This window comes from Nitrospira sp. Nam74, from assembly GCF_965152615.1.
This window is the reverse complement of the sequence record NZ_OZ224220.1, coordinates 458,876-476,500: the sequence shown is the minus strand read 5'-3', so window position 1 is coordinate 476,500 and position 17,625 is coordinate 458,876. Positions and strand designations below refer to the sequence as shown.

General features: G+C 56.2%; 13 protein-coding genes. 4 read left to right on the top strand and 9 right to left on the bottom strand.

Annotation, left to right across the window (positions count from 1 at the left end; genetic code table 11):
* Nucleotides 1-59: 59 nt before the first annotated feature.
* Nucleotides 60-278 (bottom strand): hypothetical protein, encoded by a 219-nt coding sequence (locus ACWHYZ_RS02305; RefSeq protein WP_447985685.1) that lies wholly within the window; start codon nucleotides 276-278, stop codon nucleotides 60-62.
* Between the two features lie 165 nt (nucleotides 279-443).
* Between ACWHYZ_RS02305 and ACWHYZ_RS02300 the strand changes: the two genes are divergently transcribed.
* Complete coding sequence (locus ACWHYZ_RS02300) at nucleotides 444-1,856, top strand: OmpA/MotB family protein (RefSeq protein WP_447985684.1); 1,413 nt, start codon at nucleotides 444-446, stop codon at nucleotides 1,854-1,856.
* Between the two features lie 131 nt (nucleotides 1,857-1,987).
* A complete protein-coding gene (gene priA / locus ACWHYZ_RS02295; protein WP_447985683.1) occupies nucleotides 1,988-4,354 on the top strand; it encodes a replication restart helicase PriA in 2,367 nt (788 codons plus the stop codon).
* Here priA and ACWHYZ_RS02290 read toward each other — a convergent pair.
* The gene (locus tag ACWHYZ_RS02290) at nucleotides 4,351-4,767 is read right to left on the bottom strand and encodes a hypothetical protein (RefSeq protein ID WP_447985682.1); all 417 of its coding nucleotides are present in this window, start codon (nucleotides 4,765-4,767) and stop codon (nucleotides 4,351-4,353) included. The two genes, priA and ACWHYZ_RS02290, sit on opposite strands and share 4 nt — an antisense overlap.
* A gap of 107 nt (nucleotides 4,768-4,874) precedes the next feature.
* Between ACWHYZ_RS02290 and ACWHYZ_RS02285 the strand changes: the two genes are divergently transcribed.
* Both ACWHYZ_RS02285 and ACWHYZ_RS02280 read left to right on the top strand, forming a co-directional pair.
* Entirely contained in the window at nucleotides 4,875-5,708 is an 834-nt protein-coding gene (locus ACWHYZ_RS02285; RefSeq protein ID WP_447985681.1) for an HAD-IIB family hydrolase, read from the top strand.
* A 90-nt stretch (nucleotides 5,709-5,798) separates the two neighbouring features.
* Entirely contained in the window at nucleotides 5,799-6,968 is a 1,170-nt protein-coding gene (locus ACWHYZ_RS02280; protein WP_447985680.1) for a cation:proton antiporter, read from the top strand.
* A 51-nt stretch (nucleotides 6,969-7,019) separates the two neighbouring features.
* Here the strand turns inward: ACWHYZ_RS02280 and ACWHYZ_RS02275 are convergent, their stop codons facing one another.
* From ACWHYZ_RS02275 to ACWHYZ_RS02245, 7 genes are all read right to left on the bottom strand, one after another.
* Entirely contained in the window at nucleotides 7,020-8,240 is a 1,221-nt protein-coding gene (locus ACWHYZ_RS02275; protein WP_447985679.1) for a hypothetical protein, read from the bottom strand.
* A 10-nt stretch (nucleotides 8,241-8,250) separates the two neighbouring features.
* Entirely contained in the window at nucleotides 8,251-9,132 is an 882-nt protein-coding gene (locus ACWHYZ_RS02270; protein ID WP_447985678.1) for a hypothetical protein, read from the bottom strand.
* Between the two features lie 361 nt (nucleotides 9,133-9,493).
* Nucleotides 9,494-12,658 carry an efflux RND transporter permease subunit gene (locus tag ACWHYZ_RS02265; protein ID WP_447985677.1) on the bottom strand — a complete coding sequence of 1,055 codons (3,165 nt, stop codon included), beginning with the start codon at nucleotides 12,656-12,658 and terminating at the stop codon, nucleotides 9,494-9,496.
* 4 nt (nucleotides 12,659-12,662) lie between these two features.
* Entirely contained in the window at nucleotides 12,663-13,859 is a 1,197-nt protein-coding gene (locus tag ACWHYZ_RS02260; protein WP_447985676.1) for an efflux RND transporter periplasmic adaptor subunit, read from the bottom strand.
* 137 nt (nucleotides 13,860-13,996) lie between these two features.
* Nucleotides 13,997-15,277 (bottom strand): TolC family protein, encoded by a 1,281-nt coding sequence (locus ACWHYZ_RS02255; RefSeq protein WP_447985675.1) that lies wholly within the window; start codon nucleotides 15,275-15,277, stop codon nucleotides 13,997-13,999.
* Between the two features lie 35 nt (nucleotides 15,278-15,312).
* Entirely contained in the window at nucleotides 15,313-16,845 is a 1,533-nt protein-coding gene (locus tag ACWHYZ_RS02250) for an alpha,alpha-trehalose-phosphate synthase (UDP-forming) (protein WP_447985674.1), read from the bottom strand.
* A gap of 52 nt (nucleotides 16,846-16,897) precedes the next feature.
* The gene (locus ACWHYZ_RS02245) at nucleotides 16,898-17,605 is read right to left on the bottom strand and encodes a mechanosensitive ion channel family protein (RefSeq protein WP_447985673.1); all 708 of its coding nucleotides are present in this window, start codon (nucleotides 17,603-17,605) and stop codon (nucleotides 16,898-16,900) included.
* Between the last annotated feature and the right edge of the window lie 20 nt (nucleotides 17,606-17,625).

Here is a 17,625-nt window from a genome sequence, read left to right as displayed (position 1 = left end):
CCTAGCACCTGAAGAAAGGAACCTAGGAAGAGCGTGTGAAGGTCCGCCCGGGGTTCGCGCTACTTGCCGGCATTCCTTTGCTTATCCATCTTCTCGGCCGGCATTTTTAAATTCAGCGGGCGCTGGGCGCCCGCCTGCCACTCCGCCTCAAGAGGGTACACCGCCTTCGCTTTGCTGCGCCGATGGATTTGCGTTTCGATCCGGGCCGGCGCGCTTTTCCTGCGACCTGAATTTTTCTCAGTGCCGTCGTTATGTTGGCGTTCAGAATCGCGAGCCATCCACTACGCTTCCTGCATCCAGGTGATTCGCCATGCGAATGGGAACGTCAACTTATCACCCGGTTGAAAGCCCTGTCAAACCGCACTTAACTAGCGACTTTTCTTGACACATCCACGTGATTTGCTATGGTTTATGCATACGAATCAAGGGATTGGAGGGATGCGATGATACAGGCCATACGGATTGGATTGGGATGGCTCACCCTGGTCCTCATCGGAGCTTCACCGGCGTTTCCAGCAACCCCGGCCCATCAAGCCGTTCAGTACGGTGAACAAGCGCTGGCATTTTCATCTGGCTTCATTCGCGAAACCCTTCCATCAGACGGAGTGGTGGCGAAGACCGCGTATAACCGTCAGGTCCTGGGACACGGCGATACCGTCTACTTGCGAATGAAGTATCCCGATGATGTCGCCATCGGCTCCTTATACACCGTATATCGCCGAAGCCGTAAAGTATTTCATCCCGCCAACGGGCGTTCCCTCGGGAATCTCTTTTCAATTGTCGGCATCGTCCGGGTGACGAAGATCGACAATGATTTCGCAACCGCCAAGGTTGATCAAGGCTATACGTGGATTGCGCCCGGGGACATGGTCATGCCTTTTGCTCTTTCTTCAGCCGAAGAAAGCACCATATCGGAGCCAAGCCTCCCGGATACGACCGGCATGGTAATCGAAATCCAGTCGCCTCGCACCCTGGTGGCTCAAAGTAATATTATCTATTTGGATCTCGGCCGGGCCGATGGACTGCGCCTGGGAGACCGATTTGAGGTACTCCGCAGCCGACGCGGATTTCCCACTGAATCCATTGGGGAAGTCAAAATACTGGCGATGGAAGAGATCACGTCGACGGCGCATATTGTCCGGGCCATCATGCCGATCGCAATCGGCGATCAGGTAATGCCGAAAGAATTGAACCGGGACGCCCGAGTACACGGTGCCCATCCTGTTCACGTACGGCAGGCACCGGCTTCGGCCTCCACGAAGACCCGCGACAACCTGACGAAATCGTTACAGGCTGAAATCGCACAAGGTGACGTCAGTGTCGAACAGGTAGGCGACAAGGTCACGATCAGCCTGACCGATTTGGTGAACCAACTGGAATATGAACCGGGAGAAGCCCGAATCAAGCCCACCGGCATTAAAATCCTGAAACAGATCGGTGAATACCTGAAGCAGAATATGGACAATGAAATTCTCGTAGAAGGTCACACCGACAATCAACCGATCGGGCCAAATCTGGTGAAGTATTACCCGACGAATCAAGAGCTCTCAGAAGCACGGGCGGGTCTCATTGTGCGGTATTTCATGGATGCAGGCATCGACCCTGCCGCATTAACGGCAATCGGGTATGCCGATACCCGTCCGGTCGCCAACAATGAGAGGGAAGAAGGACGCAAACGGAACCGCCGAATCGAGATCGTCTTGACCCCGAGACAGCCTGATGCCTCACAAGAGGAGCCGATGTCGACGACGTTGCCCGGCGATGAACTGAAACCGCTGGAATCTAAGCCGGCGGCCCTGCCTTCGGCAGAATTGGAAGCAATCGAGCCGTTGCATGTCAATGTCCCACAATCTTGAGATACGGCATTGCAAGATACGGACACCTTACGTTCAGCAGAGCCGATGCCTTCGAAGTAATTGGCGTTGAGGCGCTCGGGGGACTCGTACCGCCACATTGTCTGTGCGCGGCATGGTTGCTAGAATGCCGCATGTCCGAGATTCCTCCTGCTTCCTCCCCACAACCGCATACATCAATCCCAGCCAATCCCGTGCTTGTTGATGTCGTTCTTCCCCGTCACCTTTATCGCGTTTTCACGTACCTCGTACCGGCACACTTGCAGTCTCTCGTACGTATCGGCAGCCGCGTACAGGTTCCGTTTGGACACTCGATCCTTCACGGCATGGTCGTGAAACTTCGGTCGCATTTAGAACCTGTCTCGAATTTAACGCGGAGGCGTCCCGGATCTCACCCCATCCGACTGCGCGAGATCGGGGCCATCGCGGATGATACCGACACTGCAATCCCCCCAGACCTCATGATGCTGAGCCGGCTCATCGCAGAGTATTATTTGACGCCCTGGGGTCAATGCATTCGATTAGTCTTTCCCGGCCGCCCATCCGATAGACCCACTACCCGTTATCTATTGACCGACGCCGGACGTGATCTCGTTGACAAGACAGAAAGTTTGAACCGGCTTTCTCCCACTTGCCAGGCACTTCTCCTTCGTCTAGGCCGGCGCCCTAAAGGATTGACCATCGGGACCCTGGGCACTTCATCCTCCGTGTCCACCGACCTCTCCCTCTTGAAACGGCGCAAGCTTGTCCGGGAAACGATGCAGGATATACGACCGTCAGGGCGACGCCTCGCAGCCACACCACGGATCTCTGATCAGGAAACGGGCCGGGCCGTTGCCGAGCCCTTCATTGATCAGTCCGAGAGCCGGCATCAAGCATCGACGATGCCGACGGCTTGGTGGAAAAATCTACTCAGCGCGATTGAGACGCACAGACCGGCCCGTTTTTTACTTCAGGCTCCCAGGCCACGAAGGATGTCTGCAGTATTCGAGGCCACCGACCTGATCTTGACGCAACAGCGTCGAGTGATCTTGATCATGCCGGAAATCTCGCGCGCCGAAGCGTTCGTGACTGCTGCGAGAACTCGCTGGGGGGATCGAGTTGAACTATTCCACAGTGGTCTTCGCCCAGCGCTTCGACATGAGCGCTGGCAGCGCCTTCAATCCGGCGCGATCGACGTTGTCGTCGGAACCCGATCTGCCATCTTCGCACCGATAGCATCCGTTGGTTTGATCTACATCGATGAGGAAGATAACAGCTCTTTGAAGGAGGAAACCGAACCGCGGTATCACGCGCGGGACGTGGCCTCGATGCGGGCTCAAGTGAACGGGGCCATCGTCCTGCTCGGGTCGGCCCATCCTTCACTAGAAACGATGCATGTATTCGATCCCAACGGTTGCGGAATGGCATCTGAATCCGACGTAGCAAGCTCAGCAGTGGCGACGTTCACTCAAGAAGAGTCCCGCGAGATCGAGATCGTCAATCTTCGTGACACGCCCTATGGCACCGTGCTATCCGATCAAATGATCGCCGGCATGCGGGCCGCCTTAGAAGGTCGGGCTGGGGTCATTCTTTTTCTAAATCGCAAAGGCTTTGCCCCTGTACTCGTGTGCCGGGACTGTGGCAATACTCCGCAATGCCCGCAGTGTAGTGTGGCACTCACGTTTTACAAGCATGGTGGTCGTCTTGCCTGCCATTATTGTGGCGGGTCTCGCGCGCTGCCTGATACTTGTCCTACGTGTCATGCTCCGCGGCTCCAACCGGGTGGAATCGGCACCGAGGCGGTTGAAGAATGGACGCACCGTCTTTTTCCAGAAGCCAGGATTGGACGAATGGATGGTGCAAGCTCTTCGAACTCGAAACAGGCCTTGTCGGTACGGCGACAATTTCTCTCAGGTGAACTGGATGTGCTGATCGGCACGCAGATGTTGTATCAAGGCGAGCCAGCACTCTCGGCTGGATTTGTTGGGGTCATTCAGGCAGATGCAGGGCTGCATCTGCCTGACTTTCGTGCCGGTGAACATACCTATCATACGCTGATGCATGCCATCGCATTGGCTCGACCGACACAGTTCGGTGGACGCGTCGTCCTCCAAACCTTGCTTCCAAGCCATTACGTCATACAGGCGGTGGCCAATGGAGACCCGGCACTGTTCTATAAACAGGAGCTCGCCTTTCGGCGAGCGCTTGCGTATCCCCCCTTGACGCACCTCATCAGCCTGCGCGTCTCAGGCATATCGCCGGATCGAACGAGGGAGGCCGCTACTCACTGGGTCGAGCGACTGAAGAGGACCGGACCGCAGCACCTGACCGTCTGGGGTCCGATTCCGTCGGCTGTCGCTAAACTCAGAGGGAAATATCGTTGGCAGATTATCGTGAAATCGAGTGAGGCAGAAATTGCGCGGCAATCGGTACAAAAAACGCTCGATGAGCTGGAGACTCGGCCGGGACCGAGTGGAGTAAAGTTTGAGGTGGACGTCGATCCCATCTCGACGCTCTAACGAGATTTGCGGCCTCTTTGCATCGTCTTGTCCGGCGGCGCGGGCTCCGATGTGACGCGTACAAATTTCTTGTAAATCCCATAAGAAAAAGTCAGCCAAAAGATCGACGAGAAGAGGCCGAACAGCATGGCCGTGAAAATCGAGACCATCTCCTCTTCGGTCGGTTCCCGATCTGCAAGTTTCCCGTGAATAATCGTCACAACCGCCAAGGCAAAGCTTTCCAGCCCCAGTAGCGCCGTCGACCACGCCCACACCGCCGCGAGCGAGGAGCTTCCCCAAGATAAGAGTACACCAAGGAGGAGTGCAAAACCCGCCAATGCCAGGACAGACGCCTCCCCCCACACGAGCCACAAGCCAAACGTGACAACCAGACTTCCGAGAGCGGCATTGAGTTGAAGCGACCACTTGCTCATGTTCTCTACCTTTCGTAACGGGTCAGCAGTGTGAAGCGTCCTCCGTCCGAAGTCAATTGACGATTCCGTGATTGCCTTGCCGTGCTCGTTTCAGTATCGTAGGCCGCATGAGCCAGGCGTCCAGCCTCATAATGGTCATCTCCGATTTGGACGGGACGCTGCTGGACTCCTCCACGTATTCCCATGCGGCTGCTATTCCGGCCTTGCAGGGGTTGAAAAAGAACGGCGCCTGCCTTGTGCTGGCCTCGAGCAAGACCCGCTCGGAACTGGAACCTATTCGTAGCCGATTAGGCCATGGCGGTCCCTTCATCGTTGAGAATGGGGGAGCCTTATTTGTTCCAACAGGACTCTTTCGCTTCTCGCTTGACGGCGCCCTCTCTCAAAAGGGGTATGAGGTCATCCAGTTCGGCACGCCCTATGCCGTGCTTCGCCGAGTCCTAAAAGACATTGGCCGTGTACTCGGGACTGAGATCAAAGGGTTCGGAGATATGCCGATCGAGGAAGTCGCGGAGCTCACCGGACTGACGGATCACGAAGCTGCATTGGCAAAACAGCGCGAATACGACGAACCCTTTGTACTTGCCAATGACACCCTCTTCGAATTGGTGTACGGTGAAGCGGCAAAGCGGGGCTTGACGTGCACCAAAGGGGGACGCTTCTATCACTTATTGGGCCGTAGCAACAAGGGAACCGCGTGTCGATTTCTCATTGAATACTACCGGCGTCACGTTGAGATTAGTTCAGTCCGTGTACGGACCATTGGCATCGGCGACAGCGCCAACGATCTGCCTCTGCTCGCCGCCGTTGATCAGCCGATCCTGGTTCAACGGCCCGATGGATCATACGATTCAACCGTCCAGCTTCCGCATTTAATTTATGCCCCAGGTATCGGACCCACCGGCTGGAATACAGCCATCCTGAACGTGCTTGGAGATCACTGAACTGGGCACGGATAATCCGATTCATATCGAAGGCATCAGATTCGTCCGGGCGAGACGGGCACCTGAACGGCTCGAGGGGTTCGAGGCAACATGGAATTGAACGGGTTTCTCTTTAGTCTCATCGTCATCTACATTTCCGCACGCCTGCTCGGCGAGCTTGCTGTTCGAATAGGCCAATCATCGGTGCTCGGAGAACTGCTGGCCGGCATCCTCGTCGGGCCAAGTGTACTGGGACTCGTCCATCAAACTGAGACGCTGACACTCCTGGGAGAGATCGGTGTCATGCTGTTGCTGTTCGAGGTCGGACTGGAATCCGATCTCCAGTCCTTTCTTCGGGTCGGCCCTTCCGCGGCGGTCGTCGCGCTCATCGGCGTAGCGGTGCCTTTCGGATTAGGTTATGGCGTAGCCTCAATCCTCGATTTCACCGCGCTCCAAGCCATCTTTATCGGCGCGACCTTGACGGCAACCAGCGTCGCCATTTCTGCGCGCGTGCTGTCTGATCTAGGCCGGCTTCAGTCCCGGGAAGGCAATATTATTCTCGGCGCGGCGGTCCTCGACGATATTCTTGGCTTAGTGATTTTATCCGTCATGGTCGGACTCGCGGAGTCAGGGACCGTATCTTGGCTCACGATTGCCCAGACGGCCGGCCTTGCGATCCTCTTTCTGGGTGTGGCCATTATATTTGGCAATCGCTACGCAGCGCTGTTCAGCAAGTTGGTCAACCGCCTAAATACGCGCGGGGCGCTGGTCATCACCGCGCTGACCTTTGCCTTGCTGTTAGGCTATGTGGCTGAAGTGGTGCGCGTGGCGCCGCTCGTGGGAGCGTTTGCAGCCGGTCTCATTCTCGCGAGAACCGAGCACCAGGGCCTCATTGAGGAACGCCTGAAACCCATTACGGACGTGTTCGTCCCGATTTTCTTTGTCCTCGTCGGCGTGGCCGTGAATCTCGCCCATTTAAACCCCTTCAATCCCCAGAATCGGTCGATCTTACTTCTGGCTGGCGGGTTGACCCTGGTCGCCATCATCGGCAAATTAGTCTCGGGATGGGGTGTACTTGATCGAAGGGTCAATCGCTGGGTCGTCGGTGTAGGGATGGTGCCTAGAGGGGAAGTGGGCCTCATCTTTGCCGGTGTCGGCCTTGGAGCACACATTATTACGGATGGCCAATATGGCGCGATTTTGATCGTCGTCGCTCTGACGACCTTTTTTTCACCGGTATTCCTGAAGCGCCTTCTCGATGAAAAGAGGCGCGACGCCTGACGCCAGTGCCGGGCGGCATTGAGGGGAACGGTAGGGGAAACGTCGATAAGATTACCGGGCGGAAGTCGTTTTCAGGCTCGTAGTGACCGATTTCACAATCTTCATTTTCTTCAAGGCATCTACAAAAAGATCGGGCGTCTGTGACTGAGGAAGATCGACTTCGACATTGTACCAACCGGCGTTCGCTTGACCCGTCCGGCCATGAATCTCCTCGATTAGATCGTGAATGCTCTTCTCAGGGGTATTGTCATGGAACGACACCCAGAAAGCGAACGAGGCAAGCGGAGGCAGATCGCGGCTGCCATCGGCAATGCCGGAAAACGGACCCGGCGACAGCGTGGTCAGCTCGCCGCCTTTGTGAGGAATCGCATTGCCGAGGTCCGAGGGCATGGTCTGAGCCAGCGTCACCGTGGCCGGTTTGGCACTGCGCTCAGTTTTCGTACGCAAATCCATCTCCGCCCGCGCATCTTCGTCAAGCTTCGCGATCTGTACCGACACACGGCCAAGTCGATCGGTCAGTTGGTATTGCCCTTGGGCCAATCCTTCGATAGCCTGATGAGCTCGTGCCAACGCCTGTTGCTGAGCCTGCAACGCGCGTGTAGCCGTCTCCTGCCCCTGCATGAGCCTGAACAACACTTCCTCCTGCCGAGCCAATGCCTTTTCCGAGACAGCGGGGTCATGAGAGATGGACGTCGCGCGGACTTCCATTTGTTCTGAGTGGGGTGGGGATCCGGCTCGATCTGCAAGGCGGTCCACGACAAGAAATAAGACGGCAATCGCCACACCGGCCCGTCCCGCCATGGCTAGATGTGACCACACCGACTGAGGGAACCACGCACGAAAGGGCGGGAGCCATGCCAGGGACGCTTTGGCATGCTCATCGCTTTCCATGTGACGCCCCTGTTCCGACTCGAGTTTGGCGGCGTGATATGCGACTTGGACTGAGCCGCCATCGACTCGGTTGTGAATACTGATCTCGATGACATGGTCTCCGACGAGGAGCCGCGCCATTTTCATACGGAGATCTTGTGCGCATAAACTGCCGATCAGGCGACCGGACGCGGTGCGGATTTCTACCGTCTGAATGGCACGTGCTTGCGTGATGGAGGCGACGGCGTGACCGGCCTGGTCGCACTCCATGATGCCGACACATTCATGATTCACAAAAATCTGCAGTGAGCCCGGTTCCTCATCATGGTCTTCAGCCGGCACGACGTGGAGTGAGCCCAGTAAGCGCGCTCGATACGCCTCAACTGAATCAGGTGTGTCCATTGGCGCCCCCTCAGTGATCGACCGAATGATATGACTCGACGAGCCTTCCATTCAGCAAGGGACGGATCCGCAAATCGAGCTGTGGGGTCGGTGCGTCCTGCATATCGTCCTGATGCACGTCGCACACTTCCGACAAACAATCCCGGCAAAGCGCGAGATGCCACACTCGGTAATCATACCCATAGCCTTCTTTGAACAGGTGCGCCCATTGCTGGCGCGATAGACAGGGAAAATGTTCCGGCTCGCTCTTCCGATAATGCGCCTGCACAATGCGGCTCAGACGATCGGCTTCCGCATGAAATTGATCGGGGTAGCGGTGTTTGTGAGATTCGATGTCTATGAGATCTTCCTGAGTGATCCCCACTTCATCGACCGCCCGTTGCCATCCATTGCGCCGCCAGCGTTCGAAATTCTTGTACACGCGCTGCGTTTCGGTTGTGCCAAGCCCGAGGACTTTGGCGACCTGGCTCTGGCCGAACCCGTACAAATGATAAAACAGCGCCATTAACGCATCCCGGCTGATCACCGCCCGCGACGTCAAACCTTCGAGAAACCGACCGAGCGGCGATAAGAGTTCCTTGTCATAACAGAACGGCTCAGGTTGACTAAAGTATTTGGCGATCAGACTATCCAGGAAGAATAAGGGTCGGCAGGGAATTTCTGTGCGCCCATACATCAGGAAGCGTTCCACCAATTCATAGCCCCAACGAAGGGCTAGTTTTTCGTGGCAGACATCGTCGGCCCATTGGCCTGTCTCACGCAGGAATCGTCGCGTTTGAGTCGTCGCATGATTGAGCAAGTGCGGGAGCGCTTCAGTCATGAGACGTTCGTACTCGTCGACCGTCATGACCAATTGGCTTAATCTCGCAGTCACGTCTCGTCTATCGACCATTTCAGACCTCATGGGGGCTGAGTATGCCATAAGCGACGACATTCAGCTATTAGGGACATTATATATTTCGTAATAGTCGCGATGACGTTTTATCCAATGCAACACCTCTCACACAGCACATGTGATAAGTTGAAGTCCCAGCCCGCAATGTCGTTGAACTCAGCAAAGGCAGATCGCGGCCAGGCCTACACTTCCGGCCTGATTGATGCGAGAAAACGATCGGTAATCACACCAAGGGTCCAAAATCTGGGAACGACGACAGGAAACAGGAGAACAAGAAATGCGCGCGCTGCTGCCACCGGATTTGCCAAGGCCCATGGAGGATTCGAACAAAGGCCACCCGGCGGCGTCTGACGGCTAATTATCTGGCCGTGACTAGTTCGGGCTCGGGTTCCTGCTCCTCATCCGCCTCTACTGGGTGTCCTTCCACTCGCCGCTCCTCGAACCACGGAAAGAGCGCAGGAAGCACCACCAAAGTTAATAACGTCGAGGTGATGAGGCCGCCGATTACGACAACGGCCAGAGGGCGCTGCACTTCGGAGCCGATCCCATGAGCCAGCGCAAGCGGGATCAGACCCAGCAAAGCAACCAGGGCGGTCATCAGAACCGGCCGGAGACGCAAGAGGCACCCGTTGATGATTGCCTCATCCCCTTGTTTGCCCTCTTGACGTAACTTGATAATGTACGAGACTAGTACGATCCCGTTCAGAACGGCCACCCCGAAAAGATTGATGAAGCCTACCGATGCCGGCACGCTTAGATATTCACCTGTCAGCCACAGGGCCACGATGCCGCCGATCATCGCGAAGGGCAGATTAAGGATAATCAGTGCGGCGTAGCGCACCGAATTAAAGGACGAAAACAGTAGCATGAAGATGATCCCGATTGTGATCGGTACGATGATCTTCAGGCGCGCCATCGCCCGCTGCATGTTCTCAAAAGAACCGCCCCACACCAGATGGTATCCGGTTGGAAGTTTGATCTGCTGCTGAATTTTCTTCTGTGCCTCGGCGACGATGCTTTCAATGTCGCGACCAAAGGTATTGAAGCCGACGTAAATCCGGCGTTGGAGGCCCTCGCGGCTGATGAGTGCCGGACCTTCTTGTAATTCCACTTTCGCAAGGTCTGCGAGAGGAATCAACGCTCCGGACGCGGTCGTCAACAGGATATTACTGATCGTGTCGACGCTATTCCGGTACTGTTCCGGATATCTGACGATCAGGTCGAAACGCCGTTGCCCCTCATAGACCCGCGTCGCGGATTCCTCCCCAATCGCGGTCGTGATAATCTCCCTGATCTGCGCCACGTTGATCCCATGTCGGGCAATCTTCCCCCGATCGATATCGATCGTGAGATAGGCTTGCCCGAAGAGTTGCTCTACTCGGACGTCTTTCACCCCTGAGACGGACGTCATGATCACCTGGATTTCCTCCGCCGTTCGTCTGAGAATTGAGAGATCTTCCCCCATGATCTTCACCGTGGCTTCTGATCGAACGCCGGATAACAATTCATCCACGCGCTGTTGGATCGGCTGGCTTAACAGGAAACTTGCGCCGGGAACTCTCTCGAGACGCTTTCGAACCGCCTCATTGAGCTCCGGTTTTGTCTTCGCCGTGGTCCATTCTTCCATCGGTTTCAGCGTGACCACAGGATCGCTGGAATTCGGTTCCTGAGGATCATTTCCCAACTCCGTCCGCCCGATTTTTGAGACCACCGTCCGCACTTCGGGAAATTCCATCACGGCACGTTGCATCTCTTTTTCGATCTCGATGGATTTTTCAAGAGAAATGCTCGGCAGCCGAATGGTCTGTGGAGTCAGCGCCGCCTCATTTAAAATTGGAATGAACTCGCCGCCCAGAAATGGAAATAACATGAGGGTAGCGCCCAGCAGCAATACGGCCATGAGCAAGACCGTCTTTCGATGACCCAGCGCCCATCGCAGCGTCGGCAGGTAAACCCGTTTTGCCCACCGCAGGAGGAACGTGTCATCTTCACTACCGCTCTTCAGGAAGAGGGAACACAGCACCGGTGACAGCGTGAGCGAGAGGAAGAGCGAAACCAACAGGGCAATCATAATGGTATACGCCATCGGCTGAAACATCTTCCCTTCCATACCCTGTAGCGACAGGATTGGCAAAAACACGATGACGATAATCAGGATCCCAAAGATGACCGGCTGGCCCACCTCTTTGACCGCCTGCAAGACTAATTTTCTCCGTTCCTTGTGTTCCGCACCATGCTCGGACAGCAAACGAAACACGTTTTCCACGACCACGACCGATGCATCGACCATCATTCCGATCGCAATGACAAGTCCGCCAAGTGACATAAGATTCGCCGTAAGCCCCGCTTGGCCCATGACGATAAACGTGACGAGCGGGGTCACGATCAACGTGGCGGTCACGATGAGAGCACTCCGGACGTTACCTAGAAACAGAAACAAGATCAGCACGACCAACACCACGCCTTCTAGTAAGGCCTTATAGACCGTCCCGAGGGCGGCTGTAATGAGCTCGATGCGGTCGTAGAACGGTACAATGCGGAGCCCATCCGGCAATAGATTCTTCGCATGGATCTCATGGACTTTATCCTTGACCGACTGGACGACCGTTCTGGCATTTCCACCCCTCAGCATGAGGACAATCCCGGCTACCACTTCTCGTTCGCCATTCAAGACAGCCGCCCCGTGGCGCACCGCTTGGCCGATCTGCACTTCGGCGACATCCCGAACGTAGACGGGTGTACCTCCGACTTCTTTGATCACGATATTTTCGATATCCCCCAATGCCTTGATAAGGCCGACGCCCCGCACGATATATTTTTCGGCATGCTTTTCAAGAATATTCCCGCCGGCATTGGCATTGTTTTTGGCCACTGCCTCGAAGACATCGTGGAGGGCCAGATTATATTTTCTGAGCAATCCCGGTTCCACCATGACCTGATATTGCTTCACAAACCCGCCCATCGCATTGACATCAACGACGTCTTGCAGGCCTTTGAGGAGGGGGCGAATGACCCAATCCTGAAGCGTTCGTCGATCCATGAGCTCCGTCGGGGTTATGACATGACCCGGTTCGTTATCATGGGGACCTTCCAGGTAATACTGGTACACTTCGCCAAGTCCGGTGCTGTTCGGCACTAACTGGGAGACCGATCCTGGAGGCAGTTGCTCTTGAACTTCCAGAATACGCTCCAGCACGACCTGACGAGCCAAGTAGATGTCCACGCTGTCTTCAAAGATGACGTCGATCAGCGAGAGGCCGACCTTCGAGAGAGATCGAACTTCCACGAGCCCCGGCGCCCCCGTGAGTTGCAGCTCAAGCGGAAAGGTCACAAACCGTTCGATTTCCGCCGGCGAGAGACCCGGGGCCTTCGTGACCACCTGCACCCACACGTTGGTCACATCCGGGAAGGCATCGATCGGGATCGTACGAAACGCGTACACGCCTCCAGCCGCAAGGATGCATGCGAGAGCGATGACCAGAACACGCTGACGGAGAGACAATTCGAGGAGGGAGGTCAGCATTCGCTCAGATCTGCTCCTCGAGGAGTTCTGACTTGAGGACAAATGCTCCCTGTGTCACGATGGATTCGCCTTCCTGGAGACCATCCACAACTTTGATCATATCCCCGCTTGATTCACCAGGTTTGACATCACGGACTTCGAACGACTGGGCATCACGCTGCACGAAAACGAACCTCCTGTCCCGGTCACGCTGGACTGCGGATTCAGGCACGACGAGGACGTTTTTCTCAGGGTCCGAATACACTCGAATCGTGGCATACATCTCCGGCTTGAGCTTCCGGTCGGAATTGGGCAACTCGAGCCGAAGCCGCATGGTGCGTGTCGCCGGGTCAAGCACATCGCCGACATAAGTAATTTTACCGTGGAATATCTGATTGGGATACGCCGTGACGATGACCTCGACCATCTGGCCGTGCTTCAATTGATCTTGGTGAATGTAAGGAATGTCTTTCTCCGGGATATTGGCGATGACCCACACTTCCGAGAGATCGGCGACGACAAAGAGCTTTTCTGTTGTCTCAACCACTTCCCCTTTGGTCAAATTACGAACGATGACCCGGCCGTCGAAGGGTGCGACAATCGGCACATGAGACTGGATTGTCTGTTCACGATCCAACCGGGCAATTTGCTCATTGCTCATGCCGAGCAGCCGCAACCGATCCTGTGATTCCCGCTTCTCAGCTCGGGCACTGATCATTTCGCCCTCGCGGCGCTGCATTTCCGCCAACCCGATGACCTTTTCTTCAAGAAGAGACTGCGCTCGGCTGAACGCGCGCTCGGCGACGTACAGATGGGCCGCGGCCTTCAGGTATGCGGATTGCGCCAAACCCAGCTCGCTGCTGTAGAGAATGGCCAGCAGGCCGCCCGCTTTGACCTCTTGGCCGAGGTCGACGTAGACATCCACCACGCGACCCCGAACAAGGGTCGTGATTTCGGCTACGGCATGCTGATTCGGCACCACCGTTCCAGGAAAGTCACGAATAATTCGAAAGTCCTCGCGTGCCACGGGTTTAACCTCAATGCCGCCACGCTGAATCTCCTCAGCGGTTAAATGGACAATGCCCGCCCCGGCTTTCTTTTCGGTCGCTTTAGCTTCCGTGGTCGCCTCAGGAGCGCTGTCGCATCCCACATTAAGCAAGAGCGCGCACATGGCTGCACACAAGAACCCCGACAACGTCCGGTTGTTCAATCTTCTCGTCACGCTGCATATCCTCTGTAATAAATCACTCACGGCGAGCGTCTTTCTAGGCACTGTGGAGATAGATATATAAGACTACTCCAGTAAAGCTACTGATTCCTGTCGCAAGCGAACAGATTCCGAATTTTGTAGTACCGGGGTCATAAGGGGCCGCCGACCGCCCGTTCCAGCCGCGTAAGGGCTACCGATAACTCGAACCGGGCTTGGGTATAATCAAACAAGATTTGCTGTTGTACCCGTTGCGCGTCCAACACCTCGAGGAGGCTGGCAGCGCCTTGCCGGAAGCTGAATTGGGCAACCCGGAGGGCTTCTTGAGCCTGCTTTAATAATCCTTTTTGAAAGACGTCGATCAAATTCGCTGTCGTCTCGGCATCCTTGAAATGCTGATTGACCTCTTGAATAAGGACATTGCGCTGACGCAAGAGCTGGGCTTCTTCACCGCGCTTGACTCCGAGCGCACCGGCAATTTGCCCTTGCTGTCGGTACCAGATCGGTGTCGGGACGCTGACGCCGGCCGTAAACGCTTCCCGGCCGATTTCTCGCCAGTAGCCCGCATTCAGCGTGACGTTCGGGACCCGGGCTTGACGTTCGAATTCGACATTGCGATCAGCTTGTTCGACTGATGTTACCAGACGTTGAAGCGTCGGATGCTGCTCCAGCGCCTTCGCGATTAGGGGTTCAAACGTGAGATCCTTCCAAAAGAGTTGAAAGTCGCCTTCAATGGTATAGTCGGAGCCCAGCCCCCCGGCCGTGAGCGTGTCCAGGACGACCCGATGGACTCTCACTCGATTTTCGATTCTTGTGACCACCTGCCGGGCCTTCAGAACCTCCACCTCAGCCTTGATCAATTCAAATTGGGGCGCCTCCCCTAAACGGACCCGCGTGTTCACGATCCGCCGGACATCTTCGACGATATCGAGATTTTGCTTCGCTAGTTCAAGGTTTCTCTGCGCAAGCAATAGCTCATAAAATTCGATCTTCACTTCGGCTGAGAGATTCAACCGCGTCTCCGCAAGTCCGACGGTCGCCCCCGCTAGCCCCGCGTCAGCCGCCTGCTTACGAGCCTGCCGCTTCGACGGCCATTCCAGAGGTTGTCCCACCGATGCGTTGTATTCGGTGAGGTGTTCCCGTGCGGGGACGTCGATCCTGCTGATCGCGGTCACACCGGCGTCCCGCAACATCCCATATCCTGTGCCGCCGGTAATGGTCGGATTCGGGTACGCGCCGGCCGCGATGCGCCGGCCCACGTTCTGATCGATCAGGCTTTGCGCGCCTTCCATAAGCGGATTGCGCTCCAACGCCAAATTAAGCACCGCTCGAAGATCGTAAGACCGGACTGACTCGCCCGCTTGTGCGTCTCTTGGCATCATTGAACAAATTGTAAAGATTAGCCACAATCCAATGATCCACCAGGCGCGCATGACATCCTCCATTCTGAGCCCACATTGTTGCATCCTCACAGGGTGTTGGCTTTCCTCCTGACCAGCCGATCTGTTGAAAGCCCCGCATCGCTTAGACACGACTCGGCCCATGCATACAGATCATGCGTCTGTAAATATGTCCGCATGGCGCCCATCCGGCGGCGCCGTTCGTCGACCGGCATCTCAAGGGCATGACGGATACTGTCACCAAGGCCTTCGGCGTCGTAGGGATTCACAATGAGTGCGTCCGTCAGCTCTTCCGCCGCTCCGGCCATCTGACTGATCAACAGTACACCCGATTCATCAACCTGAGCTGCCACGTATTCTTTTGCCACAAGATTCATGCCGTCATTGACGGAGCTTACCAAGGCCAGATCCGCGAGTCGGTAATAGGCCACCAAGAGGTCAAAGGGGACCCGTTCTTCCCGATACAGAATCGGCTGCCATTTTTCGGGGACGTCCCCCCGCGTCGAGCGATGACGCTCATTGATCTCCAGAATCGTCTGCCAGATGACCTTGCGATATCGCCGATAGGTCTCCACATCTTTTCGAGTAGGAATGGCAATTTGAAGAAACGTGAATCGCCCTCGATATTCCGGATAGCGGCTGAAAAACTGATCGATGGCCCAAAAGCGCTTGAGCAGGCCCTTCGTATAATCCAGGCGATCGACGCCTAGACCGACCCGTATGCCTGGCCCTCCGCCCAATTGTCGCCGAACCGCCGCCATTAGGCGCTCCGTTCGGGGGGCCTGCGCCTGCGTGGCGAGGGCCTCTACGTCAACACTGATGCCTTGCACCGTCACGCGCGTCGTATGTCCTTTCAGCACGATCGTCCGGCCGTCGTCGCCGACTTTGGCGTCGAGAAATAATCGGGCGCACTCCGTAAACGACCGCGCATAGCCGGTTGTTTGAAACACTAAACTGTCGGATGCCAAGAGCGCCGCGATAATCTCCCGTCTCTCGGGCAACACACGAAACACCTCCGGCCCAGGCCAGGGAATGTGCCAAAAAAATGCGACGGCGGTGCTGGGTATCAGGTCTTTGATGAATCGAGGCAGGAGCGCCAGATGAAAATCATGTACCCACACGAGCCCGCTCCGCGTTCGCAACTGCTCAATCACGGACTCGGCGAAACGGCCGTTCAACTCTACATAGTCTGTCCAATAGTGTCGTCGATACGCTACGCGATCCAAGGTGATGTGACAGAGCGGCCACAGCACCTCATTCGCATACCCCTGATACCCTCCCTTGATCTCGTCGGGCGTCAGCCAGACGCGACGTAGCGAGTATGCCGGAGAGTCGGGCGGAACTGCAACCGTGCCATCAGGCTCTACGACATCGCGGTCCGCTTCCCCGCTGCCCCATGCGACCCACACTCCGCCGAGACGAGTGAGAACCGGATCCAGCGCCGACGTCAATCCTCCATCGGTTCGCTGGCAGAGACGATGTCCTCTACTAATTACATGTTCGTACGGCTGGCGATTCGAGACTAGGATAAGTTCGGGACGGGACTCCGCAGACCGTACAGTGGAAGCTTGCTGCATCGGTTCCGTGGCCTTTATCGTCATGATCGTCAGACTCCAGAAACATCCTCATTGCCGGCTCTTCAATGATGGTTTGCTAGAGGTGGCGCAAGTCATCGGGGGCTTCGGTGCGGCTCCGTTCGGACAGTCGCTGCTCCAGAAAGCTTTTCGCCAAGTCCTTGGCGCCTAAGCCAAACGCAATCGCACCCGCAAGTACCACTCCACCCAACGTAATGCCGAATCCCACGACCACGATGTTCTGAGCGATGCCCAGTTGCTCCAACGCCATGGCAACCGCCACCAGCTGAACCCCCCACCGTGACAACGCCGCCACGGTCCTGGCCGGTGGCAAGCCGGCATTCACGGCCGTAATGAGAACGGCCTGCCCCACAAAATTAGACAGCAAATATCCGGCGATTAGGATCATCGCTGCCGTCAACAGATAGGGAATATAGGCGAGCAATGAGTGGGCAAACTGATTGATGGGCTCCACATTTAAGGCGGTCAACCCTGAAATGATCGCAAACGCCAACACCAGCCAATACATGGCCCGCCCAATAAGATGTGAGGGGTCCGCCTTCACGCCCCCACGGAGCAACGCCGTCGTCGCCCCGAGACGGTTGCTCAATCGATCCAACCCGATCATGCGTAGCAGGCGTTCGGTGACCGCGCCGGTGCCCCATGCAAGCGCCCATCCCACCGAAAGAATAATGAGCATTGCAAGGACGTTAGGCAGCAGTGCAAGAACCCTCGCACCGAGGTTGATGAGGGGGGTCAGCAAGGCCGTTTCCCAGAATTCCCACATACTTCCTCCACGCTCACTAG